The sequence below is a fragment of the Myxococcus hansupus genome (assembly GCF_000280925.3).
GTDB lineage: Bacteria > Myxococcota > Myxococcia > Myxococcales > Myxococcaceae > Myxococcus > Myxococcus hansupus.
Genome location: NZ_CP012109.1, coordinates 5,833,963 through 5,857,554, shown reverse-complemented (window position 1 = coordinate 5,857,554; position 23,592 = coordinate 5,833,963). Strand labels below are relative to the sequence as shown.

The following is a 23,592-nucleotide window of genomic DNA, read 5'->3' as shown; positions in this document are numbered from 1 at the left end:
GCTGTTACCCAGAGCCACGACTTCGACCTATGTCCAGCATGCACATCCTGCGTGGGGCCCCGGCCCTTTCTGAATTCAGGCTCGCCAAGCTCCTGGCCCAGTGCCAGGAGCGAGTGCCCTCCGTGTCGTCCCTGCACGCGGAGTTCGTGCACTTCATCGACGCTTCGGCGCCGCTCTCCTCGTCCGACCAGACCGCCCTGAGCCGGCTGCTCGACTACGGGCCTCGCGTGGCCTCGGGTGCCCGAGCGGGCAGCCTGCTGCTGGTGATGCCTCGGCCGGGCACCATCTCTCCCTGGTCCTCGAAGGCCACGGACATCGCGCGCAACTGCGGCCTCGCGGACAGCGTGCGGCGGATGGAGCGAGGCACCGCCTTCTTCATCGCCGGCGAAGGGGGCCAGCCGCTGCCCGACGCCGAGCTGGAGCGCCTGAAGCCGGTGCTGCACGACCGGATGACGCAGGCCGTGGCGGGGCGGCTGGAGGACGCGGCCATCCTGTTCGCGGAGCACACGCCCCGGCCCTTCACCACGGTGGATGTGCTGGAGGGCGGCCGCGCGGCGCTGGTGACCGCCAACCGCGACCTGGGCCTGGCCCTGGCCGATGACGAGATGGACTATCTGGTGGCGCGCTTCACCGAGCTGAAGCGCAACCCCACCGACGTCGAGCTGATGATGTTCGCGCAGGCCAACAGCGAGCACTGCCGGCACAAGATCTTCAACGCGAGCTGGACCATCGACGGCAAGCCGCAGGAGCGCTCGCTCTTCCAGGCCATCAAGAACACGTACGTCCAGCACCAGGAAGGCGTGCTCGGCGCCTACAAGGACAACGCGGCCGTCATCGAAGGCTTCGAGGTGGACCGCTTCTTCCCGTCCCCCGAATCCGGTGAGTGGGGCTCCGTGCGCGAGCCGGCCCACATCATGATCAAGGTGGAGACGCACAACCACCCGACGGCCATCTCGCCGTTCCCGGGCGCCGCCACGGGCGCGGGCGGTGAGATTCGCGACGAGGGCGCCACCGGGCGCGGTGCGCGTCCCAAGGCGGGCCTCACGGGCTTCAGCGTGAGCCACCTGCGCATCCCCGGCCTCGAGCAGCCCTGGGAGCTGCCCTACGGCAAGCCGGACCGCATCGTCTCCGCGCTGGACATCATGGTGGATGGGCCCCTGGGCGGCGCCGCGTTCAACAACGAGTTTGGCCGGCCGAACCTCGCGGGCTACTTCCGCAGCTATGAGGTGCAGGTCCCCACGCCCGGCGGCGTGGAGGTGCGCGGCTACCACAAGCCCATCATGATCGCCGGCGGCCTTGGCAACATCCGGGCGCCGCACGTGAAGAAGGAGCTGCTGCGCTCCGGTGACAAGCTCATCGTCCTGGGCGGCCCCGCGATGCTCATCGGCTTGGGCGGTGGCGCGGCGTCGTCCATGGCGCAGGGCGCGAGCGCCGCGGACCTCGACTTCGCCTCCGTGCAGCGTGACAACGCGGAGATGGAGCGGCGCTGCCAGGAGGTCATCGACCGCTGCTGGGCCATGGGGGAGAAGAACCCCATCCGCTCCATCCACGACGTGGGCGCGGGCGGCCTGTCCAACGCGGTGCCGGAGCTGGCGCACGACAACGATTTGGGCGGACGCCTGGAGCTGCGCGCGGTGCCCAACGCGGAGCCGGGCATGTCCCCGGTGGAGATCTGGTGCAACGAGGCGCAGGAGCGCTACGTCCTCGGCGTGGCCCCGGAGGACCTGGCTCGCTTCGCGGCCCTGTGCGAGCGCGAGCGCGCCCCCTTCTCGGTGCTGGGGGATGCCACCGCCGAGCAGACGCTGAAGCTGTCGGATTCGCGGTTCGGCGACGCGCCCATCGACCTGCCCATGGACGTGCTGTTCGGCAAGGCGCCTCGCATGCACCGCGACGTGACGTCGCGCCCGGTGACCTACGCGCCGTTGAAGCTGGAGGGCTCGCTGAAGGAGCTGTCCGAGCGTGTGCTGAGCCACCCGACGGTGGCGGACAAGTCATTCCTCATCACGATTGGCGACCGCACGGTGTCCGGCCTCAGCAGCCGCGACCAGATGGTGGGGCCGTGGCAGGTGCCGGTGGCGGACTGCGCGGTGACGCTGTCCACCGTGACGGGCACCACGGGTGAGGCCATGTCCATGGGCGAGCGTACGCCGCTGGCCCTCATCGACGCGGCGGCCTCGGCGCGCATGGCGGTGGGCGAGGCGGTCACCAACATCGCGGCGGCGCGCATCGGCAAGCTGTCCGATGTGAAGCTGTCGGCCAACTGGATGGCCTCGGCGGGCAGCCCGGGCGAGGACGCGAGCCTCTATGCCGCCGTGCATGCCGTGGGCATGGAGCTGTGCCCGGCGCTGGGGCTCACCATCCCCGTGGGCAAGGACTCGATGTCCATGCGCACCGTCTGGGAGGACCAGGGCGCGCGCAAGGCCGTGACGGCGCCGGTGTCGCTCATCATCTCCGCGTTCGCGCCGGTGCTGGACGTGCGCAAGTCGCTCACGCCGCAGTGGGTGGAGGTGGCGGAGGACACGCGCCTGCTGTTCATCGACCTGGCGCGCGGGAAGCAGCGGCTGGGCGGCTCCGTGGTGGCGCATGTCCACGGGCAGGTGGGGCCGGAGAGCCCGGACGTGGTGGACCCGGCGCTGCTGCACGGCTTCTTCGCGGCGGTGCAGGCGCTCAACGACGAAGGCGCGCTGCTGGCGTACCATGACCGCTCCGACGGCGGCCTCTGGGCCACGTTGTGCGAGATGGCCTTCGCCGGACGCTGTGGCTTCGACGTGGACGTGGCGGTGCTGGGCGGCGACGTGACGGCGGCCCTCTTCAACGAGGAGCTGGGCGCGGTGGTGCAGGTGCGCGCGGCGGACGTGGCGCGCGTGCGCGAGGTGCTGGCGCAGCAGGCGCTGGGGGTTCAGGTCCACGAGCTGGGGCGGCCTCAGCCGGCGCTGGAAGTGCGCGTGCGGCACGGGAGCGACGTGCTGCTGTCCGAGGACACGCTGGCCCTTCGCCGCATCTGGTCGCGTGTCAGCCACGCGATGCAGAAGCTGCGCGACAACCCGTCCTGCGCGGACCAGGAGTCCGCCGCGCGGAGCGACCCGACGGACCCGGGCCTGTCGCCGAAGTTGACCTTCGACCCGGCGCAGGACGTGGCGGCGCCGTACATCGCGAAGGGGGCGCGGCCCCGCGTGGCCGTGCTTCGCGAGCAGGGCGTCAACAGCCAGCAGGAGATGGCCGCGGCCTTCACGCGCGCGGGCTTCGCGGCGGTGGATGTCCACATGAGCGACATCTTGAGCGGGCGCGTGTCGCTGGCGGACTTCAAGGGTGTGATGGCGTGCGGCGGCTTCTCCTACGGAGACGTCCTGGGCGCGGGAGGCGGGTGGGCGAAGTCCATCCTCTTCAATCCGCGGGCACGGGACACGTTCGCCGCCTTCTTCGCGCGGTCGGACAGCTTCGGCCTGGGCGTGTGCAACGGCTGCCAGATGATGGCGCAGCTCAAGGACATCATCCCGGGCGCGGAGCACTTCCCCCGCTTCGTGCGCAACGCCTCCGAGCAGTTCGAGGCGCGGCTGTCCCTGGTCGAGGTCGCCAAGACGCCCTCGCTGTTCTACCAGGGCATGGAGGGCAGCCAGTTGCTCATCGTCACCTCGCACGGCGAGGGCCGGGCGGAGTACTCCAGCGCGGAGGAGGCCGCGAAGGTCAACGGGCTGGGCCTGGTGACGACGCGCTGGGTGGACAACCTCGGCCGCGTGACGGAGACGTATCCCGCGAACCCGAATGGCTCTCCGCACGGCATCGCGGGCCTGACGACGCAGGATGGTCGCTTCACCATCACCATGCCGCACCCGGAGCGCGTCCACCGCTCCGTGCAGCATTCGTGGCGTCCGCGCGAGTGGGGCGACGACGGCCCGTGGATGCGCATGTTCCGCAACGCCCGCGTCTGGCTGGGCTGAGCGGCGCGGACAAGACGGGCGGGAAGCGGGCCGGTGTGCTGATTCGGCCCGCTCACCCGTGCAGCACTACGCCTTCACCAGCTCCAGCGGTTGCCCTTCGGGTACGTGCTTCATGGACACCGAGTTCATGCAGTAGCGAAGCCCCGTGGGCGGCGGACCGTCGGGGAAGACGTGGCCGAGGTGCCCGTCGCAGCGCGCGCAGCGGACCTCGGTGCGAATCATCCCGTGGGACACGTCCTGGATTTCCGACACCGCGTCGGCCGTCACCGGCTGCGTGAAGGACGGCCAGCCCGTGCCGGATTCGAACTTCGTGCCCGCCTTGAAGAGCGGGTTGCCGCAGCCCGCGCAGACGTAGGTGCCGGGCGTCTTCGTGCCCAGGAAACATCCAGAGCCCGGACGCTCGGTGCCGTGCCTGCGGAGAACGTCGTACTCCTGAGGGCTCAGGCGCTTGCGCCACTCGTCGTCATTGAGGATGAGCTTGTCGACCATGCCTTCCTGCTCCTTGTCCAGGCCCGGACCGGGGCCCACGCACACGTCAGATGCGCATCCTGCCCCAGGGTCGCGCCTGGTGGACAACAAGGTGTGAGGGGGCCCGCCCGCTCTCCTGCTTCACGTTCGTGCGGGGGGCGGGAGGCGGCGGCGGGGCGCCAGCGGTTCCACGGTGGTGGAGTGGGGCGTCATGCCGAGGAAGGAACGTGCAATGCGGATTGGCGAGCTGATGACCAAGAACCTGGAGACCATCGAGGCGGGTGAGTCCGTTCGAGTCGCGGCCTTGAGGATGCGGACCTGCAACATCGGCTCACTGCCCGTGCTCGAAAAAGGGCAGCTCGTGGGCATGCTGACCGACCGGGACATCGCGGTCCGGTCCGCCGCCCTGGGACAGGACCCGAACACCACGCCGGTGCGCGAGGTGATGACATCCACCGTCATCACCTGCGACGCGAACGCGACGCTGGAGACGGCGGAGCAAGCCATGGAAGAGAAGATGGTGCGGCGCCTCGTCGTCGTGGACGGTGACCGGCGTCCCATCGGCCTCCTGAGTCTGGATGACCTGGCCACGGTGCCCGAGGAGGTCCTGCACGCCGGAGAGGTGCTGGAGCGGCTCCAGCAAGCCTGATGCCGCCGGGGCGCGAGCGTCCCTCGCTCGCGCCCCGGGGGTGCCTATGCGTCCGGAGCAGGGCGGCTCGCGGCGGCGAGCTCCGCCACGGCCACGCCCCAAGCCACGTCCCGCTGCGCGCCGTCGCGCTGCCGCAGCCGGACGTTGCCGCTGGCCATCTCCTTCGCGCCCGCGACCACCAGCCACGGGACGCCCGCCGCGTGGGCGTCCAGGACCTTGCGCGACAGGGACTCGCCCCGGCGGTCCACGCTGGCGCGGCAGCCTGACTCACGAAGCTGCGCGGCGAAGCGCTCCGCGTAGTCCGCGGCGGCGTCACCCACGGCGGCCACCACCACCTGTTCAGGCGCAAGCCAGGGCGGGAGCGCGCCGCCGTGGTGCTCCAGCAACACCCCGATGAAGCGCTCCAGGCTGCCGAGCAGCGCGCGGTGAAGCATCACCGGACGCACGCGGGCTCCCGACGCGTCGACGTAATGGAGGTCGAAGCGCTCGGGCAGCACGAGGTCCAGTTGGAGGGTCCCGCACTGCCACGCCCGTCCCAGCCTGTCTTTCAGCACGAACTCCAGCTTGGGCCCGTAGAAGGCGCCTTCACCCGGTTGCAGGTGGCAGTCGAGCCCCGCCTCCTTCGCGGCGAGCAGCAGCCAGGACTCCGCCTGGTCCCAGACCTCGTCGCGCCCCGCGCGGACCGCGGGCCTGCCGGAGAAGGCGACCTGCACGTCGTGGAAGCCGAAGCCCGCGTAGAAGGCGCGCAGCGAGCGCGCGAAGCGGACCACCTCCGGCACCACCTGCTCCCCGGCGCAGAAGATGTGCCCGTCATCCTGGGTGAACTGGCGCAGGCGGAACAGGCCGTGGAGCGCGCCTCCGGGCTCGGCGCGGTGCACCAGGCCGAACTCGCCCAGGCGCAGCGGCAGGTCGCGGTAGCTGGGCGCCATGCGCTGCACCAACTCGATGTGGCCCGGGCAGCTCACCGGCTTCACGCCGAGGTGCCGCGCGCCGTCCTCCACCAGGAACATGTTCTCCCGGAAGTTCTCCCAGTGGCCGCTGCGCTCCCACAGCGGCTGCGCGTAGATTTGAGGGGTCCTGACTTCCTGGTAGCCCTCGCGCCGCATGCGTTGGCGCACGTGCTCTTCCAGCAGCCGGTACAGCATCAACCCACGCGGGTGCCAGAACACCATGCCAGGGGCCTCTTCCTGCAGGTGGAAGAGGTCCAGGCGCTGGCCCAGCGCGCGGTGGTCGTGTTCGTCGAGCATGACTTCGTCTCCGATTCGGAAGGGTGAAAAGCCGTCCGGTCGGGGCGCTGAGCGAGCGCACGGTTGCCCCAGCCGGAGTCGGCGGGGCAGGGAACCGTGCGTTCGTCAGCTCACCACGTGACGCGCACGGCTCCACACCCGCCGAAGCGAGTCGTGGTGCCGGTGGTCGTGGTGGTGGTGACGAAGCTCACGCGAACAAGATGCGAGGGGCGCGAGGAATTGTCAACTCAGCCCCTGGGCGCTCAATTGAAGCACAGCCACTGATTGCGGCCCCCGATGACTCCCGCGCACAGGCAGATATTGGGGCGGTTGCCTTCACAGCAGTCAATCTCGCGGCCACGGGTCGAGCAGGCGGTGTACTCGTATTCGGAGCACTGGGGCTGCCCGCCGGGGCAGGCGAAGTCCGGGCACGCGGTGAAGGCGCCGTCGCACGACACCCCGGAGTAGTCCGTGGCCACACACGTCGTCCCGGTACACGAGATGGTGCCACCGAATTCACAAAGCGCCGTACAGGTGCCTTGCTGGGACACCTGTCCTTCGGGCGGGGCCGTGTCCTCCGGTGCGAGGGCCTCCGTGTCTCCACATCCGAGGACGGTCAGACTGACGGCGGCCAGCAGCGCGGCGAGAGCGTGCTTCACGGGGACACCTCCAGGGCCAGCGATTGAGCGCGGGAACTGTAGTCCCGCGCTCGCTCCGCCCGGAGCGGTGCCCCGTTCGCGGGTGTTGCTACGCCAACAGAGCCGCGAGTCCGATGAGGCCCGCGATGAGGAAGAAGAGCGACTCACCGGCGATGAGGCCACCGCCCATCAGCGACATGGTGCTCATGTCCTCGGGGAGCGCTTCGCCTTCACCCGGGCTGCCGCTGACGGCCGGCTGTCCGCGCTGGGAGAAGGTGTTCCAGACGGACGTCACGATGCCGCCCGCGCCGAACCACAGCGACACGGGGAACGCCACGAAGCCGCCGAACGACGATGCATAGGGGCTGGGCAGCAGGAGCGCATCCACCGTCCAGCCGACGGCGAAGCCCGTGCGGGAGCTCTTCACGTAGGCCTGGTAGCGCGCGTTGTTCCGCACCACCTTGCGCAGCAGCTCATAGACGAAGCCGATGGCCAGGCCGATGAGCAGGGCATTCACGACGGCCTGCGACAGCGAGCCGAGGTCCCGGATGGCGCCCACCAGCTTGTACGTCATCGCGGAGCCCCACTGGCCGACCTCGGCGTTGGGGTTGTCGAGCTGATTGATGGTGAGGGCCGGGTACGCCGTCATGAACACGCGCGCCAGGCCCACGCACAGGAGCGCGCCCATGATGACGCCCAGCACCTGGTAGCGGAACTGGGTGACGCGGTTGGTGCCCAGGCGCCAGCCGGTGGAGCGGTCCTGCTGCATGTCACAGCCGACCGAGGTGGAGATGAGCAGGATGGTGGCGGCCATCATGCCCACCAGCGGGATGCGCAGGCCCACCATGGACATCAGCAGCACGGAGATGACGAAGGCGCTGGAGATGGGGTTCTGGTCGGTGATGCCGAAGGAGATGCCGTTGATGAGCACGAACAGCAGGGACAGCAACATGCCGAAGAGGAGCCAGCCCACGGGCTGATCCAACACCTGCGTGCCCACCAGCAGCGTCGCGCCGCCCCAGACGACCACCCAGGCCAGCAGCCGGGGGACGTTGACCTTCTTCCAGGACTCCTCCGCGGCTTCGTCCTTCACCCCGGCCCGCTCGCGGATGCGCTTCGCCGCTTGGATGGCCAGCAGGGACAGGTCCACCACGGCCGCGCCGCAAATCATCCCCAGGCCAATGACGAAGCCGATCTTGCGGAACGGGTCATTCGGGCCGAGCCAGCCGATTTCCCGGAAGGTGGGCAGCAGCACCAGGCCGATGACGGCCATCACGATGGCGGGCACGGTGATGCGGCTGCCGACAATCATGCCCGCGCCCAGCGTCGCCGCGCTGGTGCCAATGGAGGCGACGAAGGCCACCTTCTCCGTCATCCAGGCCGCCACGGCGCCCAGCAGCGTGCCGCCGCCCAGCTTGGAGATGGACACCTTGAGCAGGCGCTTGTCCGTGAGGGCGCGCAGGATGTTGGCCACCGCCAGCCCGGACGGGTAGTCCAGTTGGAGCTTGTCCACGAGCAGCGGCGTGTAGAGCATGCCCACGCCCACCGCGAACATGCCCACGCAGCCGACGAAGAGCATCAGCTTCCAGGCGGCGGGCATCTCCATGCCCAGCCACACCATGGACTGGATGAGCACGGACATGGCGCACAGCGAGGCCACCGACGCGGCCATCGTCTGCATGTAGTTGGCGCCGTGTTTGCCCTCCGCGCCGTAGCCGTAGGTGACGGCGCTGCCGAGGATGCCGGCCAGCACCTGTCCGCCGACGAAGAAGCCCACGCTGAAGTTCATGTACGAGGCGGCGATGCCGCCCAGGGGCCCCAGGACGAACAGGGCCACCGCGCTCAGCAGCAGGTGGTACTTCCACGTCCCCACCGGGGGGAGCCAGCCGAAGCGGGGCTGGAGGGAGTTAGAATCAGCGCCCGCGGCAGACGGCAGCGGGGGCTCGGGGGGGAGCGAGGGGGCAGGCAATGACATTCGAGTCCGAAGGGTACCGGCGTTCCGCGCGCGTGTCACAACCTGGGCCGTCGGGTTCCGCGCCCGGTCCGCTCGCCCGCCCGCATGCGGGAGGCGCCCCGGAGCGACGCGGCGCGTGGCAACATCCGCCGCCATGCGATTCACCCTGCACCGGGGCGTCAGTCTGGCTGTGCTCGCCTCGGCCCGGACGGAGGCCGACCACCACGAGGACCTGGGCTGTAGCATCCAGGGCCCCACCGCGCGTCCCGTGCGCCGGGCCTTCCTGCCGTTGAAGCGGCAGGTCGCCATGCTGGGCCGCGAGGGCTCGCTGCGCGAGGCCCAGGCGCTGGTGCGCTGGTTGGAGGACACCCCGCGTTACGCCGCGCTGTGCGTGGGCAAGACACGCCGGATGGGACGGCGGGTGCTGCGGCCCGACGTGCTGTTCCCGGAGGCGACGAAGCACCGGCCTCGCGTGCTGCACCTGCGCCAGGACGCGCTGGGCCTGGACGTTCCGGTGCGCTCGTCCGAATGGCCGGCCGTGGCGGACTTCTTCGCGGCGCTTGCTCGGGGCGCCACGCGCGCGGAGCTCCGCGCGTTCTCGGCCCTGCCCGTGCTGGCGGAGTTGATGGCGGACCTGGGGCAGGCGGGCTGGCTGGTGCGGCACGAAGCCCCCGTGGAGGTGCCTGGCCCCGGCGCGCTCTTCGTGGGCCACAACACGGTGCTCGTGGCCGGGCGCGAAGGCCGCGTGCTGGTGGACCCGTACTTCCGGCCCGCGGGCGCGGTGGACCTGCCGGGCTATTCGCCGATGCAGCCGCGCGACGTGGGCCGTGTCGACGCCGTGGTCATCACCCACTCGCATGGAGACCACTTCCACCTGGGCTCGCTGCTGCAACTGCCGCGCGATACGCGCATCTTCGTGCCCGCGGTGGCGAAAGAGAGCCTCTTCTCCACGGACTGCGCCCTGCGGCTGACGCAGCTCGGCTTCACCCACGTGGAGCCTCTGCGATGGGGCGAGTCCCGACAGGTGGGCGACGTCACGGTGAGCGCCTTGCCCTTTCACGGCGAGCAGCCCACGGATGGGGACGGCCCGTATCCGGACCTCTTCAACGAGGGCAACACGTGGCTGGTGCGCGCGCCCACGTTCTCGGCGGCCTTCTTCGCGGACGCGGGCCATGACGTGCGCGGGGACATGTCCGCGGTGTGCCAGCGCGTGCGCCGCGAGGCCCCCGTGGATGTGCTCTTCTGCGGCGTGCGGGGCTTCCGGCTGGCGCCCATCTTCTTCGGCTTCACGACGCTGGAGGCATTCCTCGTCAACGTGCCTCGCGAGGCGCTGACGGCGCCGCAGCGGCTGATGGCGGGGCCAGAAGAGGCCCTGCGTTACGGCGCGCTGCTCGGCGCGCGGTACGTGGTGCCGTGCGCGGACGGCGGCGCGCCCTGGTACTGGCGCGAGGGCATGGGGCCCCGCTACGACGGCTATCCCGGAGAGCCCGTGAGCGGCGCGAGCCACTTGGACGAGAACCCGGACGCGGACCCCTATCCGGAGCGGCTCATCGAGGTTCGGCGAACGGTGAAGGACGCGCCGCGTCCCCTGGTGCTGCGTCCGGGCGAGTCATTGAGATGGCGTGGCGCGCGCGCTCCAGAGGTGCTGCGCCACCCCGGCTTCACGTGGCCATTCGGCTCGGCGGCGTGAGGGGCTCAGCGCGCCGCCAGCCGCGCCCGGCCCCTGAAGAACATCACCCCGTACACCACCGCGACACACACGAGGCAGAGCACGCCCACCAGGAGGAAGCGGCGGACGAGCTGTTCGTCGCCCCACTGATGGGTTCCGGAGAGCCGGCTCGCGTCGCTCAGGCCAATGCCCTCGCTTCGCCCGAAGGGAATGGCGCTGAAGTTCCGCTTCGAGGCCCACCAGGTGTCAAATCCATCCATGAGGGACAGCGCCCCCAGCGGCAGGAAGCCCCAGCGCAGCGCCTGCCGGTGGATGTAGCTTCCGGCGGGGGAATAGAAGGTCAGCATCAGCGCCGTGCCCAGCACCATCATTCCGGCGTCGCCGTTGAAGACGATGAGCATGTCCACCGTGCGCGCTGACAGGAAGAGCGTGCACACGGCTTGAACGGCCAGCACGAACGCGCCGCTCGCCACCCACACCCACCGGCGGCGCTTCCAGTTCACATACACCAGCAGGCCCAACCCCGCGGCGAGGAGCAGCGAGAGCAGGGGCGCGCGTCCGAAGTGGACCGTCTTCCACAGCGTGGGCAGCGCGGCCTCGCCGCACAACCAGGCCGTGATGGCGTGGCCCAGCTCATGGAACGGCATGGTGATGAGCCGGACCAGGGACCCGCTGAAATTGCCCTTCACCGCGAAGAACGCCACCAGGAGCGCCACGGGGATGGCCCAGGTGCGCAGGCGGTGTTCGAGCGCGGCCTCCTGGGCGTCGACGTCCCATGCGGGCGTCTCCGGGGGAAGCACGTCCGAGCGCAGGTCCGGCGTCGTCAGCCACGCGGGGTCGACGAGCGGCGGCGCCTCCTCGGGCGGCGGGGGCGTCTCGTGCTCACGCTGCCTTGCGGCCCGGGCCTCGGCCTTGGCGTAGATGATGCCGCACCGAGGGCACTCCGGTCCGGCGGCGCGAGGCGACTGGCAGCGGGGACAGGGCAGGGCGGAGGGGGCTTCCACGGTGTTTCCACTCTAAGAGGCCACCGCGCCCGGCGAAAATCAGGGGCCCGGTGGGCCTGGATGGCTTGACGTCCTCGCGCGGGTCGCCCATGAGCGCACCATGCCGTCGTTGGACACGAAGACGCGTGGGCGGACGTCGCGCGGGCGCTTGCGCGCGCTGGACGTGTATCTGTGCCGTTTCGAGCAGGCGTTGCTCGAGCGCCGCGATGGCCCCTGGGCCCAGGCCGTCTTCGTTGACGTGGGATTCGGCGAGCACCCGTGGACGACGCTGGAGAGCGCCCAGGCCTTTCGCGCCCTGAATCCGGCGTTGACCGTGGTGGGCGTGGAGCTGGACGCGGACCGCGCCGCGGCGGCCCAGGTGGACGCGGATGCCCGCACGCACTTCCGCCAGGGGGGCTTCGACCTTCCCCTGCGGGCTGAGGAGCCCGCGAGGCTGGTGCGGGCCATGAACCTGCTCCGTCAGGGGCCCGCCGAGCGCGTCCCCGAGGTCCACCGCACCCTGGCCCGCTACCTGATGCCGTCCGGCTTGCTGGTGGAAGGCAGCGCGGATGCGACGGGCGCCGTGCTCTGCGCACATCTGCTGCGGCGTCGCACCGATGCGCCGGACGACGCGCCCTTCCGAGAGGGCCTCCTGTTCCACACCGACTTCAGCCACGGCTTCGCGCCCGTGTTGTTCCGTGACGGGTTGCCGCGAGACTTGCGCCGAAAAGTGCGTCCCGGTGAGCCCATCCACGACTTCTTCTCGGCGTGGACCGCCGCGTGGCAAGCGGCGCGTGACGCGGGTCATACACACCCACCCGATGCATTTCGCGAGGCCACCGTGGGGTTGGCGGAGCGCGTGGGCGGAGTGGATGTGGACCCCTGGCTCTCGTCCCACGGCTATCTTGTTTGGAGGCCCAAGGAGGGTGTCTGCTTTTGACGACACCCCTGGAGCTTTCTCTCGAAGAAGAAGAGCGCGTGGGGACAGAAGCCAAGTGGGGTGGCGTGCGGCTATCCTGCGCGCGGGAAATCCAGAGGCCCTCGTCATTGCCGCGCGCAGGCGCGGAGGCGCGGCCCGACTACGACATGAAACGGCACATCTTTTCCCTCCTCTCCGCTGCGATGTCCCCGCGCTCGCGTGGCGAGGGTGTGTGGGGCGTGCCTGGACCGCAGCAGGAGAATGAGACCGCCATGGTGGAGCAGGCACCTCGGACTCGCGTGGAGGGCCGGCCGTCCGTGCTGCTCTTCTCGGCGGGCTTCTACGGCACGCTCGCGGCCGCGCGTTGCTTTGGCCGCAACGGCATCGACGTCACGGTGGCGGACCCCGGCAAGTTGGGGCCCGCGAGCTGGTCCCGCTTCGTGGGCCGCCGCGTCCAATGCCCGCCGGAGTCCCAGCCCGAGGCCTTCGTCGAGTGGCTGATGGACCTGGGCCGGCGCGAGCCGCTCCAGCACGTGCTCTACCCGACGAGCGATGAGCTGGCGTGGCTGGTGGCGCTGCACCGCGAGGAGCTGTCCCAGTACTTCCACCTCTACGACCCCGGCATCGACGCCGTCTACAGCCTGCTCAACAAGCGCAAGCTCCACGAGGCCGGGCTGGCGGTGGGGTTGAAGCTGCCGCGCACCTGGTTCCCGGAGTCGGAGGCGGACCTGGACGCGGTGTCGCGCGAGGCGGGCTTCCCCGTCCTCATCAAGCCCACCACGCAGATTCTCTACTCCACCCACCGCAAGGGGCAGCCGGTGCAGGCGCCCGGGCAGCTCGCGGAGGAGTACCGCGCCTTCTCGCGTGATGGGTACGCGTCCATGCTGGTACGCTTCGACCCTGCGGTGTCACGCCCCATGGTCCAGGAGTTCCACCCGGAGGCGGCGGAGGGCATCTACAGCCTCTCCGGCTTCGTGGACGAATCGGGTGAGCTGTTCGAGGTGCGCGGCGCCATGAAGGTGCTCCAGCGTCCCCGGCGCCTGGGCGTGGGCGTGTGCTTCGAATCCGCGCCCGTGCACCAGGAGCTGGCCGCGGGGCTCCAGCGCCTGTGCAAGCACCTGGGCTACCACGGCGTCTTCGAGGTGGAGTTCATCCAGACGAAGGACGACTACCTCCTCATCGACTTCAACCCGCGCTACTACGGGCAGATGGGCTTCGACATCGCCCGGGGCCTGCCGCTGCCGCTGCTGGCCTATCACGCCGCGCTGGGCGACCGGGATGCGCTGCGCCGCGAGCTTCAGGCCGCGCGCGACTGGCGCGGCAACGGCGAGGTGTTCTGCAACCGCATCGCGTTGGAGATGTTGCTCAACCTCCAGCGCCTGTCCGGCGCGCTCCCCGTGGACGAGGCGCGGCAGTGGCGGCGCTGGCTGGGGGCCCACCGCGACACCGCGGTGGATCCGCTCATCGACTCGGATGACCTGATGCCCACCGCCGTGGAGGTGGCGCAGATTCTCTACGGCTCCGCGCGCCACCCCCGAGCCTTCATCCGGATGATGGTGCTCAACCGGTGAGCGCGTCGCGCGGGACGGTGGCGTCGAACGTCACCAGGTCGTCGAACGTCTCCGCGCGCCGCAGCAGCCGCTCCTGGCCATCCTCCAGCGCGATGATGGCCGGCTGCGGATAGGAGAAGGACGTGGCGAAGGGCACGAAGTAGGCCCCCGCGTCCATGATTGCCAGCGTGTCACCCACCCGCAGGTCCGGCAGCCGCTTCGCGTGGTACAGCGTGTCGCCCGGCGTGCAGATGGGGCCCACCACCGTGTAGACCTTCTCCGCGGGCGCGTCCGGCCGGTCCACGTGGAAGAGCTGGTGGTACTCGTTGCGAACGCATTCGGCGTGGTTGATGCCGGCGTCCAGCACCGCCCACGTCCGGTCCTCGCCCGCCTTGAGCGCGTGGACGCGGCCCAGCAAAAGCTGCGTGTCGCCCGTCATGGCGCGGCCCGGCTCCAGGAAGATGCGGGGGCGCTGACGGCCCCGGCGCGCGTAGTGCGACTCCACCATCTCCACCGCCAGCGCCACGTAACGCTCGATGGACAGCGACGCCGCTGGGTCGGGCGCGGGCACGTCGCGGAAGAAGGTGAGGTTGAGGCGCCAGTCGCGCTCGGCGATGTGCTCGACGGTGGGCGTGTTGAGGCTGCCGCCCAGGTCCAACACCTCCAAGTCCAGGCCCAGCTCCTGGTGCAGCGTGTCCGTGAAGTCGAGCACCGCCTCCACGAAGGCCGTGAGGTCGCCCTCGGTGCGGATGGTTTCGCCGCGGTGCGCGTGCAGGCCCACCACGTCCAGGTTCCGCGAGGCGCGCGCCTGCTGGTAGGCGCGCAGCGCGGCGCCTCCGGCGATGGGCGTGCCGAACTGCCCCGTCCAGCCGCTGGCCGTCGTCACCCGCACCGCGACGCGAGGCCGGCGGTCCAGCTCGGCGGCGAGCCGGGCGAAGACGGCGATCTCCTCCGTGTGGTTGGCGGCCAGGAGCTGGATGCCGCGGGTGATGGCCTCGCGCACCGAGGCCTCCGACTTCACCGGGCCGTTGTAGACGATGCGGTCGGCCGGGACGCCCAGCTTCAGCGCCAGCCACATCTCGTAGGCGGAGATGACCTCCGCGCCCACGCCCAGGCCGTGCAGGAAGGACAGCACGCCCGGCACCGGGTTCGTCTTGTACGAGTAATAGACCTCGCAGCCGCCCGCGCGTCCCGGCGGCACCGCGAGGAAGCGCTCCGCGTTGCGGCGCAGCGCGGCCATGTGCACCACGTGCAGTGGCGAACCCCAGCGCTCCACCAGCGCCGCGAGCGGCACGCCCTCCAGGGACAGGCCCTGGCCGGGCAGCGTCTGCAGGCCCCAGTGCGAGGCGGGAATGGACGCGCGCGCGGGCGCCATGGCCTTCTGCAGCACCGGGCGAAGCGTCTGCTTCACCTGGCGCTTGGCCGTTCCGAGAAGCCGGCTCTTGAGGCTCATGACACGCGGCCCTGGTTGCGCAGGCGCAGCGGCAGGCGGCGGGCGACCTCGAAGGGCAGCACCCGCAGGGCGGCCTGCATGAGCCGGTACTCCAGCATGCCGTTCGTCTTGCGGTACTTGCCGTGAATCATCTCGTTGGACTGCACCACCAGCGTGCCGTCCTTGCCCAGGTTGTGCATCAGCGACGGGCGGCCGGTGCGGTAGTGGAGGATGGGGCGGTTGACGTAGACGTGGCCGTAGGCGCGGATGCCGCGCAGGTAGAAGTCCACGTCCTCGTAGACGGGGATGCTGGCGTCGAAGCCGCCCAGCGGCGCGAAGTGCTCGCGGCGCACCATGCACGCGGAGTTCACGTACAGCGTGCCGCGGAAGAGGATGTGGGCCACCGTCCACGCGCTGTTGGGGGTGCTGGCGCCCACCTGGGCCGCCCACTCGAAGTACTCGCTCTTGTCCTTGAGCCAGTCCGCGTCGTCGCCGAAGGGCACCACCCAGCCCACCGCCACGCCCGCGTCCGGCCGCGCGTCCAACGCGCTCACCATGGCGTGCAGCGCGCCCTCGGCGAGCATGTCGTCGTCATCCAGGAAGTGCAGGTAGCGGCCCAGGGCCAGCGTGGCGCCGTGGTTGCGCACCACCGCCGGGCGGCCCTTCGAGGGCGGGTCGTTCACCAGGTACCGGACCCGGTCGTCCTTCAGCCCTTCCACCGCCTCGCGCGCGGTGCCCTCGGGGGTGTCGTCCAGGACGAGGACCTCGACGTTCACCCCTTCCTGGCGGAGGACCGAACGGATGGCCTCCACCACTTCCTTCTCCCGCTTGTGGGTGGGCATCACCACCGAGACGTCAATGACGGACATGGCGGATTTATACGCGTTGGCGGCCACGGCTGAGAAGCCGTGGGAAGCGGCGCAACCCCGTCACATCAGTAGCTGGCGAAGGCGAGGTCGAAATCACCTCCGAAGAGGTCCTCGGGGTCGTTCTCGACCTGTGCATGGGCCGCCGCAACCAGGACCGGAATGTCCTGGTTTAGTCGATTTGCCGAGACTCGGGGGCTTCCTGCTATGCTGCCGCCAGCCCAGTTCAGGCTGCCCGTCGCCACGCGAATCACCCTCTGCGCACGACCGAAATCCCAGTGTGCGAGACGGTTTTGCGAGGGCTTCTTGTGATGACGGGCCATGTTCATCCTCCTGCTTCGCGTCCGCGAAGTGCCCGTTGGTTTTGCAGACGTCATGCCAGCCTGTCGGATGGGCAGGAGCGGGTGGAGAAAACGACGCGTGTCACTCGGGCGTGACCTGTGGTTGGCTGTTCGCGGAGGCTCCGGGCCACTGGGTCAGACTTGACGCCGGACGCGGCTCGCGACAGGAAAGGGCCATCCCATGGCGTTCCTCCTGGCCCACGAAGTCGAGCCGTCTCGGCCCTGCAGCTACCTGCCGGAGCGGCAGGCGTCGCTCGAGAACCTCGTGCTGGAGGACGTCACCCCGGAGGAGTACGAGCACCTGCTGGTCCGGGGCTGGCGCCGCTTCGGGCTGGTGTACTTCCGGCCGGCCTGTGTGGACTGCAGGGCCTGCGTCTCGCTGCGCATCCCGGTGGCGGAGTTCCGGCCCAACCGCAGTCAGCGGCGGGCCCGCGCGGCGTGCGCGCACCTGCGCGTGGAGGTGGGGACGCCCCAGGTGGATGACGCCCGGCTCGCCCTGTATCGCCAGTGGCACTCGGAGCGGGAGGTGGCGCGGGAGTGGTCGCCGTCGCCCATCACCGCGCGCGAGTACTCACTCCAGTTCTCCTATCCGCACCCGTCCGCCCGCGAGGTGGCCTGGTACGACGACGGCGCGGAGGGCGGCCCTCGCCTGGTGGGCGTGGGCATCAGCGACGAGACGCCGCGTGCCTGGAGCGCGGTGTACTTCTTCTACGACCCCGCCTACGCGCACCTGTCCCTGGGCACGGCCAACGTGGTGCGGCAGGTGGAGCTGGCCCAGGCGCGCGGCATCCCGCACGTCTACCTGGGCTACCGCGTCCAGGCCTGCGCGTCCCTGCGCTACAAGGGCGCCTTCCGTCCGCACGAGCTGCTGGAGACGCGGCCCGCGTTGGACGCCGCGCCTCACTGGGCCGCGGCTTCCTCGTCCGAGGACACCTGAGGCGGCGCGCCGAGCGCTCCGTCGAAGTGCTGGCGCAGGCGGCGCGCGTACTCCTCCGGTGCCACGCGCGCGTACTGGCCATGTCCCGCGCCCTCGACGACCCAGAGCGACTTGGGTTCGCACGCGGCCTGGAAGAGGCTGGCCTGCAACTTCGAGGGGGCGTCCGGGTCCACGTCACCGTTGACGAGCAGCAGCGGCCGGCCACCCAGCCGGCACATCCCGTCAATGGGCCGCACCGCGTCCACCGCCACGCCCGCGCGCTGGAGCGTCCACAGCACGGGCTGGGCGCTCAGCGCGCCCCACTTGCCATAACCCGAGTAGATGTCCGCCTCGAGGGCGGGGTACGCGCCCGCGGCGGCCACCGCCTTGACGCGCGCATCCTCGCTGGCCACGAGCAGCGACGTGGTGCCGCCCATGGAGAAGCCGAAGAGCCCCAGCCGCGCCGGGTCCACGTCCGGCCGCCGTGAGACGAAGTCGAGCGCCGCCGTCACGTCGCGCCGCTCCCGGTCGCCCCACGTCACCGTGTCGCCGCCGCTCTCGCCGTGCGCGCGCAGGTCGAACAGCAGGACGCCGTAGCCTGCGGCCGAGAGGGTGCGCGCCTCGAAGAGGAGCTGCGCGCGGTTGTCCGCGAAGCCATGCACCAGCACCACCGCCGCGCGGTTGCGTGACGGCAGGTACCAACCTCGCAACGTCACGCCGTCCATGGTGGTGAAGGACACGTCCTCCAGCCCCGGCAGCTCCGGCGTGGGACGTTGCACGGCGACGGGCCGCGGATGCAGCAGGCCCTGTCCGATGCGGTGCCCGTTCACGACGAGATAACCCGCCGCCACGAGCAGCAGACCCAGCGGCGTCAGCACCATGAGACGGTGGATTTGAGTACGTGTTTTCACGGATATTTCTGGATGGCTGGGAATAAAGCGGACACTAGCCGAGCCTGGGAGTGGCGGAGCGAGTACAAGTTGATTAGACCGACTCCGAGGCAGGGCGGAGCCGGGGGGACTCCTGGCGCTCCAGAGGTCCTGGACCACGGCGCCACCAGGCGCGCCTTCGAGAGTGCGGGTGATGCTCGTTACGACACAGGGGGAGCCGCCCCCGGCACCGGCCAGGAAGCGCGTGTTGTTCACGCTGGTGTTCCTGGGCTCTGGTGGCATCGAACGGTCGGTGTGCAACGTGCTGACGGGGCTGGACCCCGGCCGGTTCGACACGAAGATGTTCTTCCACCACCGTCCGCATCCGAAGAGCCAGAGCGACCGGATTCCCCAGCGCACCCAGGTGGTGTGGGGCACCGATGCCTTCGAGTACCGGCGGGGCATGCTGCCGCGCTTCTTCTGGCGGCTGGTGCAGGAGGCCCGTGACGTGGATGTCATCGTCGCGGGGCAGGAGGGCCGCGCGGCGCTGCTCGCGTGCCTGGCGGGGCGGCTGCTCAACAAGCCCGTGGTGGGGATGATCCACTTCGACTGGGGCGCCTTCCACCTGGAGCAGCCCCGGCGGCAGCTCTGGGGCCTGCGGTGGCTCTACCCGCGCATGAGCCGCATCGTCGCGTGCGGCCATGACTCCGCGAAGGCGTTCCAGGAGCTGGTGCCCGTGCGGCCCGAGCAGCTCCACGTCATCCCCAACTTCGTGGATGGCGACAAGGTTCGCGCGGCCGGAGCGCAGCCGCTGCCCCAGTGGGCGGAGCCCATCTTCCGCAAGCCCGTCATCATCGCGGTGGGCCGGTTGGAGCACCAGAAGGCCTTCGACGTGCTCATCCGCAGCCACGCGCTGACGCGGCAGGCGGGGGTGGACCACCACCTGCTCATCCTGGGCGAGGGTTCGCTGGAAGGGGAGCTGAAGGCGCTGGTGGCGTCCCTGGGCGTGGAGGACTCCGTCTTCCTGCCGGGCTTCACGCCCAACCCCCATGCGCTGATGCGCCGGGCCGCCGCCTTCGTGCTGTCCTCGCGCTTCGAGGGCCTGCCCATGGTGCTGCTGGAGGCGCTCGCGCTGGGCTGCCCCGTCGTCAGCACCGACTGCCCCTCGGGGCCCGCGGAGGTGCTGGAGCACGGCCAGCACGGCGTCCTGGTGCCCATGGAGCAGCCGGCGGCGTTGGCGGAGGCCCTGGGCCGCGTGGTCCAGGACGAAGCGCACCGCGAGGACCTGTCCGTCCGGGCCCGGCGGCGCGCCGAGGCGCTGTCCGCCGAGCGCGCCTTGAAGGCCTGGGAGACCCTGCTCTCGTCACTCTGACAGCGGGCGGGGGGCCCGGCTCCCTGCCTTCTGACGGGGGAATGAACGGGGGCCCCCTGGGGGGTTGAGGTCCGGGGCCTTCGGGCGAGACAGCCATGCCCCTTCGGGGGCGCATGAGGTAGGAATCCCTTGCCGGCCCCCGGCTGCTTCACGAGGATTCACCCCCATCATGACGACGACGAACGAAACGCAGGGCCTGAACTTCCTCCAGGAAATCATCGAGGAAGACCAGCGGACGGGAAAGCACGCGGGCCGCGTGCACACCCGCTTCCCGCCCGAGCCCAACGGTTACCTCCACATCGGCCACGCCAAGTCCATCTGCCTGAACTTCGGGCTGGCGCAGCAGTACGGGGGGAAGTGCAACCTGCGCTTCGACGACACGAACCCCGTCACCGAGGACACCGACTACGTCGAGTCCATCCAGCGTGACGTGAAGTGGCTGGGCTTCGAGTGGGACGGCCGGAAGTTCTTCGCCTCCGACTACTTCCCCAAGCTCTACGACTTCGCCGTGCAGCTCATCAAGCAGGGCAAGGCCTACGTGTGCAGCCTGTCCCCGGACGAGATTCGCGCGTACCGCGGCGACTTCACCACGCCGGGCCGCAACAGCCCGTACCGCGACCGCTCCGTCGACGAGAACCTGGACCTCTTCCACCGCATGCGCGCGGGCGAGTTCTCCGACGGCCAGCACACCCTGCGGGCGAAGATCGACATGACGTCGCCCAACCCGGTGCTGCGCGACCCGCCCATCTACCGCATCCGCCACGTGCACCACCACCGCACGGGCGACGCGTGGCCCATCTACCCGCTCTACGACTTCGCGCACTGTCTGTCGGACGCCATCGAGGGCATCACCCACTCCGTCTGTACGCTGGAGTTCGAGAACCGCCGCGTGCTGTACGACTGGATTGTCGACAGCCTCGTCAGCGGGGACCGGCCCTACCAGTACGAGTTCAACCGGCTGAACCTCAACTACACGGTGATGAGCAAGCGCAAGCTGCTCAAGCTGGTGACGGAGGGCTTCGTGTCGGGCTGGGATGACCCGCGGATGATGACCCTCAGCGGTCTTCGCCGTCGCGGCTTCACCCCGGCGTCCATCCGCGACTTCGCCACGCGCGTGGGCGTGAGCAAGGCGCAGCAGCTCATCGACATGGGGCTGCTGGAGCTGTGCATCCGCGACGACCTCAACGAGGCGGCTCCGCGCGCCATGGCGGTGCTGCGCCCGCTCAAGGTCGTGCTGGAGAACTACCCGGAGGGGCAGACGGAGACGCTGGAGGTGCAGAACCATCCGCAGAAGCCGGAGATGGGGACGCGCCAGGTGCCCTTCTCGCGCGAGCTGTACATCGAGGCGGATGACTTCATGGAGGAGCCGCCCAAGGGCTTCTTCCGGCTGTCGCCCGGCAAGGAGGTGCGGCTGCGCTCGGCGTACTTCATCAAGTGCGAGCGGGTCATCAAGGATGACGCGGGCAACGTGGTGGAGCTGCGCTGCTCGTATGACCCGGCCACGCGCGGCGGCAACGCGCCGGACGGCCGCAAGGTGAAGGGCACGCTGCACTGGGTGCCGGGCAACGCGCCCGTCGCCGAGGTGCGGCTCTATGACCGGCTCTTCTCCGTGGAGGCGCCGGACGCGGACGACGCGAAGGACTTCACCACCTTCCTCAACCCGGCCAGCCTGCAGACGCTGCGGGATGCCCGCGTCGAGCCGATGCTGGCGGACGCCGCCACGGAGTCGCGCTTCCAGTTCGAGCGCACCGGGTACTTCTACGTGGACCCGAAGGACTCGAAGCCGGGCAAGCCCGTCTTCAACCGCACGGTGACGTTGAAGGACTCGTGGACGAAGGAGCAGGGCAAGGGGAAGTAGTCCCCGCCTGACGGGCGTGACGGGTGCCACCAGCCTGGGTGGCACCCGCGCTCGCTGGTGCTGGAGTGCTTCCTGATGGGACGCGCGTGTGTCTCGCGAAGACGCACCACGCGGCCCCCGCAATCGTGCGGGGCCTGTGACTCGCAGTGAATGCTTGCCGGACGTTGAGTGGCGCGCGGTTTGCTCTCGCGGCGCCCCGGTGGCCGCTTTTGGCCACGCACAACCTCCAGTGAGGAATCACATGAAGAGGAAGCTGCGTCCTGATGCATGGGGTGTATCGAGCGCTGTCGCGGTGTTCGCCGCCGGGCTCATGGGGAGCACCGCTTTCGCGCAGTCGCCGCAAAGCCAGACGTTTGGCTACACAGGCGGGGTGCAGACCTTCACGGTGCCTGCGAACGTGAACGCGGTGACGGTGCGCGCGGTGGGCGCGCGAGGCGGTAACGCGTTCAACAACTCGGGTGCGGGGCTGGGCGCGTCCATCCGAGGGACGTTCAACGTGACGGCGGGAGAGCAGTTGACGCTGCTGGTGGGCGGTGCCGGCGCGAATGGAACCAACGGTGGCGGCGGTGGTGGCTCGTTCGCGTGGCGTGGAACGGGGCTGGCGGCACTGTCGTCGCTGCTGGTGGCGGCGGGTGGCGGCGGTGGCGCGGGCTGCAACGGCTTCAACGCCTTGGGCGGCGCGCTGACCTCGGATGGCACCTGGGGCAACGGCAGTCCCGGCGCGAGCGGCGGCAGCAACCAGGGCGGAGGCTCGGGCGGTGTGCAGGGCTTCCACGGCGGCGGTGGCGGCGGCGCGGGCCTGATGCAGTCGGGTGGGACGGGTATCGGCGGTCCGGGCTCTGGCGGCGGCAATGGCGGCACGGCCATCAGCGCGGGTGGCGCGGGCGGCGCGGGCACGCTCAGCGGCAACGGTGGCTTCGGCGGCGGTGGAGGCGCGGGTGGCGCGGCCGGCGGCGGTGGAGGCTTCAGCGGCGGCGGCGCGGGTGGCGCGGCGACGAACTGCGGCGGTGGTGGTGGCGGCGGTTCGTACAACGTGGGCGCCAACCCCTCGAATGACATCGACGTTGGCACCGGCCACGGCCAGATTGAGCTCTCCTGGCTTCCGGCCGTCACGGTCACCGAGACGTTCGGCTACACGGGCGGGCTGCAGACCTTCACGGTGCCGGCGAACGTGAACGTGGTGACGGTGCGCGCGGTGGGGGCGCGAGGCGGTAACGCGTTCAACCACTCGGGTGCGGGGCTGGGCGCGTCCATCAAGGGCACGTTCAACGTGACGGCCGGCGAGCGATTGACGCTGCTGGTGGGCGGTGCCGGCGCGAATGGAACCAACGGTGGCGGTGGAGGTGGCTCGTTCGCGTGGCGCGGAACGGGGGCTGTTTCGGTGCCGTCGTTGCTGGTGGCGGCGGGTGGTGGCGGCGGTGCGGGCTGCAATGGCTTCAACGCCTGGGGCGGCGCGCTGAACCTGGATGGCACCTGGGGCAACGGCAGCCCTGGCGCGGCCGGTGGCAGCAATCAGGGCGGCGGCGCGGGCGGTGCGCAGGGCTTCCACGGAGGCGGTGGCGGCGGCGCGGGCCTGACGCATTCGGGGGGGAAGGGCGCCAACGGCCCGGGCTCTGGCGGCGGCAACGGCGGCACGGCCATCAGCGCGGGCGGCGCGGGTGGCACGGGCACGCTCAGCGGCAACGGTGGCTTCGGCGGCGGTGGCGGCGCAGGTGGCGCGGCCGGCGGCGGTGGCGGCTTCAGCGGCGGCGGCGCGGGTGGCGCGGCGACGAACTGCGGGGGTGGCGGCGGTGGCGGTTCGTACAACGTGGGCGCCAACCCCTCGGATGACCTCGACGTTGGCACTGGCCACGGGCAGATCGTCATCGACTACTTGATGCCGCTCTGACGTGGGGCCTTCGGAGCGCGTCCCTGGACGCCGCTTCGACGGGCGTGGGGCTCGCC

At 70.4% G+C, this 23,592-nt stretch carries 18 protein-coding genes; 9 read left to right on the top strand and 9 right to left on the bottom strand.

Annotated elements, in window-relative coordinates; genetic code table 11:
• Nucleotides 1-29: 29 nt before the first annotated feature.
• Nucleotides 30-3,938 (top strand): phosphoribosylformylglycinamidine synthase, encoded by a 3,909-nt coding sequence (purL, locus tag A176_RS22675; RefSeq protein WP_144429582.1) that lies wholly within the window; start codon nt 30-32, stop codon nt 3,936-3,938.
• 66 nt (nt 3,939-4,004) lie between these two features.
• On the opposite strand, the gene msrB is transcribed toward purL, so the two are convergent.
• On the bottom strand, nt 4,005-4,427 hold the full coding sequence (gene msrB / locus A176_RS22670; RefSeq protein WP_044890706.1) for a peptide-methionine (R)-S-oxide reductase MsrB: 423 nt from the start codon (nt 4,425-4,427) through the stop codon (nt 4,005-4,007).
• Nucleotides 4,428-4,617: 190 nt separating this feature from the next.
• Here msrB and A176_RS22665 point away from each other — a divergent pair, with 190 nt between their 5' ends.
• Complete coding sequence (locus A176_RS22665; RefSeq protein WP_226993961.1) at nt 4,618-5,055, top strand: CBS domain-containing protein; 438 nt, start codon at nt 4,618-4,620, stop codon at nt 5,053-5,055.
• A gap of 44 nt (nt 5,056-5,099) precedes the next feature.
• Here the strand turns inward: A176_RS22665 and thrS are convergent, their stop codons facing one another.
• The 3 genes from thrS to A176_RS22650 all read right to left on the bottom strand — a co-directional run bounded on the left by thrS (nt 5,100) and on the right by A176_RS22650 (nt 8,894).
• A complete protein-coding gene (thrS, locus tag A176_RS22660; protein ID WP_002637164.1) occupies nt 5,100-6,302 on the bottom strand; it encodes a threonine--tRNA ligase in 1,203 nt (400 codons plus the stop codon).
• A gap of 242 nt (nt 6,303-6,544) precedes the next feature.
• Nucleotides 6,545-6,940, bottom strand: a complete 396-nt coding sequence (locus tag A176_RS39105; RefSeq protein ID WP_002637163.1) for a hypothetical protein — start codon at nt 6,938-6,940, stop codon at nt 6,545-6,547.
• Between the two features lie 88 nt (nt 6,941-7,028).
• Complete coding sequence (locus A176_RS22650; protein ID WP_082282795.1) at nt 7,029-8,894, bottom strand: OPT/YSL family transporter; 1,866 nt, start codon at nt 8,892-8,894, stop codon at nt 7,029-7,031.
• Nucleotides 8,895-9,027: 133 nt separating this feature from the next.
• Between A176_RS22650 and A176_RS22645 the strand changes: the two genes are divergently transcribed.
• Nucleotides 9,028-10,563, top strand: a complete 1,536-nt coding sequence (locus tag A176_RS22645) for an MBL fold metallo-hydrolase (RefSeq protein WP_193409803.1) — start codon at nt 9,028-9,030, stop codon at nt 10,561-10,563.
• 5 nt (nt 10,564-10,568) lie between these two features.
• Here A176_RS22645 and A176_RS22640 read toward each other — a convergent pair whose 3' ends face one another.
• Nucleotides 10,569-11,546, bottom strand: coding sequence for a hypothetical protein (locus tag A176_RS22640; protein ID WP_002637159.1), 978 nt, complete (start codon nt 11,544-11,546; stop codon nt 10,569-10,571).
• A 100-nt stretch (nt 11,547-11,646) separates the two neighbouring features.
• Here A176_RS22640 and A176_RS22635 point away from each other — a divergent pair, with 100 nt between their 5' ends.
• Both A176_RS22635 and A176_RS22630 read left to right on the top strand, forming a co-directional pair.
• Nucleotides 11,647-12,465, top strand: coding sequence for a hypothetical protein (locus tag A176_RS22635; RefSeq protein WP_002637158.1), 819 nt, complete (start codon nt 11,647-11,649; stop codon nt 12,463-12,465).
• A gap of 251 nt (nt 12,466-12,716) precedes the next feature.
• Nucleotides 12,717-14,015, top strand: coding sequence for a carboxylate--amine ligase (locus tag A176_RS22630; RefSeq protein ID WP_044890709.1), 1,299 nt, complete (start codon nt 12,717-12,719; stop codon nt 14,013-14,015).
• On the opposite strand, the gene A176_RS22625 is transcribed toward A176_RS22630, so the two are convergent.
• The 3 genes from A176_RS22625 to A176_RS38125 form a co-directional block, all read right to left on the bottom strand.
• Nucleotides 14,005-15,447, bottom strand: coding sequence for a type III PLP-dependent enzyme domain-containing protein (locus tag A176_RS22625; RefSeq protein WP_002637156.1), 1,443 nt, complete (start codon nt 15,445-15,447; stop codon nt 14,005-14,007). The two genes, A176_RS22630 and A176_RS22625, sit on opposite strands and share 11 nt — an antisense overlap.
• On the bottom strand, nt 15,444-16,295 hold the full coding sequence (locus A176_RS22620; protein WP_002637155.1) for a glycosyltransferase family 2 protein: 852 nt from the start codon (nt 16,293-16,295) through the stop codon (nt 15,444-15,446). The genes A176_RS22625 and A176_RS22620 overlap by 4 nt, the downstream gene beginning before the upstream one ends.
• 65 nt (nt 16,296-16,360) lie before the next feature.
• Entirely contained in the window at nt 16,361-16,615 is a 255-nt protein-coding gene (locus A176_RS38125; RefSeq protein ID WP_021781490.1) for a hypothetical protein, read from the bottom strand.
• A gap of 199 nt (nt 16,616-16,814) precedes the next feature.
• Here A176_RS38125 and A176_RS22615 point away from each other — a divergent pair, with 199 nt between their 5' ends.
• Entirely contained in the window at nt 16,815-17,570 is a 756-nt protein-coding gene (locus tag A176_RS22615) for an arginyltransferase (protein WP_002637154.1), read from the top strand.
• On the opposite strand, the gene A176_RS22610 is transcribed toward A176_RS22615, so the two are convergent.
• A complete protein-coding gene (locus tag A176_RS22610) occupies nt 17,534-18,430 on the bottom strand; it encodes an alpha/beta hydrolase (protein WP_021781491.1) in 897 nt (298 codons plus the stop codon). The genes A176_RS22615 and A176_RS22610 overlap by 37 nt on opposite strands.
• A 202-nt stretch (nt 18,431-18,632) precedes the next feature.
• Between A176_RS22610 and A176_RS22605 the strand changes: the two genes are divergently transcribed.
• From A176_RS22605 to A176_RS40890, 3 genes are all read left to right on the top strand, one after another.
• On the top strand, nt 18,633-19,790 hold the full coding sequence (locus A176_RS22605; RefSeq protein ID WP_044890684.1) for a glycosyltransferase: 1,158 nt from the start codon (nt 18,633-18,635) through the stop codon (nt 19,788-19,790).
• Nucleotides 19,791-19,959: 169 nt separating this feature from the next.
• Nucleotides 19,960-21,648 (top strand): glutamine--tRNA ligase/YqeY domain fusion protein, encoded by a 1,689-nt coding sequence (locus A176_RS22600; RefSeq protein ID WP_002637151.1) that lies wholly within the window; start codon nt 19,960-19,962, stop codon nt 21,646-21,648.
• A 241-nt stretch (nt 21,649-21,889) separates the two neighbouring features.
• Nucleotides 21,890-23,536, top strand: a complete 1,647-nt coding sequence (locus A176_RS40890) for a hypothetical protein (protein WP_002637150.1) — start codon at nt 21,890-21,892, stop codon at nt 23,534-23,536.
• Nucleotides 23,537-23,592: the final 56 nt, after the last annotated feature.

Bases quoted from the DNA above. Each gene is read 5' to 3' on its own strand.
- purL (WP_144429582.1), top strand. From the start codon at position 30: ATGTCCAGCATGCACATCCTGCGTGGGGCCCCGGCCCTTTCTGAATTC.
- msrB (WP_044890706.1), bottom strand. From the start codon at position 4,427: ATGGTCGACAAGCTCATCCTCAATGACGACGAGTGGCGCAAGCGCCTG.
- A176_RS22650 (WP_082282795.1), bottom strand. From the start codon at position 8,894: ATGTCATTGCCTGCCCCCTCGCTCCCCCCCGAGCCCCCGCTGCCGTCT.
- A176_RS40890 (WP_002637150.1), top strand. From the start codon at position 21,890: ATGAAGAGGAAGCTGCGTCCTGATGCATGGGGTGTATCGAGCGCTGTC.
- A176_RS22635 (WP_002637158.1), top strand. From the start codon at position 11,647: ATGCCGTCGTTGGACACGAAGACGCGTGGGCGGACGTCGCGCGGGCGC.
- A176_RS22645 (WP_193409803.1), top strand. From the start codon at position 9,028: ATGCGATTCACCCTGCACCGGGGCGTCAGTCTGGCTGTGCTCGCCTCG.
- A176_RS22630 (WP_044890709.1), top strand. From the start codon at position 12,717: ATGGTGGAGCAGGCACCTCGGACTCGCGTGGAGGGCCGGCCGTCCGTG.
- A176_RS22625 (WP_002637156.1), bottom strand. From the start codon at position 15,447: ATGAGCCTCAAGAGCCGGCTTCTCGGAACGGCCAAGCGCCAGGTGAAG.
- A176_RS22615 (WP_002637154.1), top strand. From the start codon at position 16,815: ATGGCGTTCCTCCTGGCCCACGAAGTCGAGCCGTCTCGGCCCTGCAGC.
- A176_RS38125 (WP_021781490.1), bottom strand. From the start codon at position 16,615: ATGGCCCGTCATCACAAGAAGCCCTCGCAAAACCGTCTCGCACACTGG.
- A176_RS22665 (WP_226993961.1), top strand. From the start codon at position 4,618: ATGCCGAGGAAGGAACGTGCAATGCGGATTGGCGAGCTGATGACCAAG.
- A176_RS22600 (WP_002637151.1), top strand. From the start codon at position 19,960: ATGACGACGACGAACGAAACGCAGGGCCTGAACTTCCTCCAGGAAATC.
- A176_RS22610 (WP_021781491.1), bottom strand. From the start codon at position 18,430: ATGGTGCTGACGCCGCTGGGTCTGCTGCTCGTGGCGGCGGGTTATCTC.
- A176_RS22620 (WP_002637155.1), bottom strand. From the start codon at position 16,295: ATGTCCGTCATTGACGTCTCGGTGGTGATGCCCACCCACAAGCGGGAG.
- thrS (WP_002637164.1), bottom strand. From the start codon at position 6,302: ATGCTCGACGAACACGACCACCGCGCGCTGGGCCAGCGCCTGGACCTC.
- A176_RS22605 (WP_044890684.1), top strand. From the start codon at position 18,633: ATGCTCGTTACGACACAGGGGGAGCCGCCCCCGGCACCGGCCAGGAAG.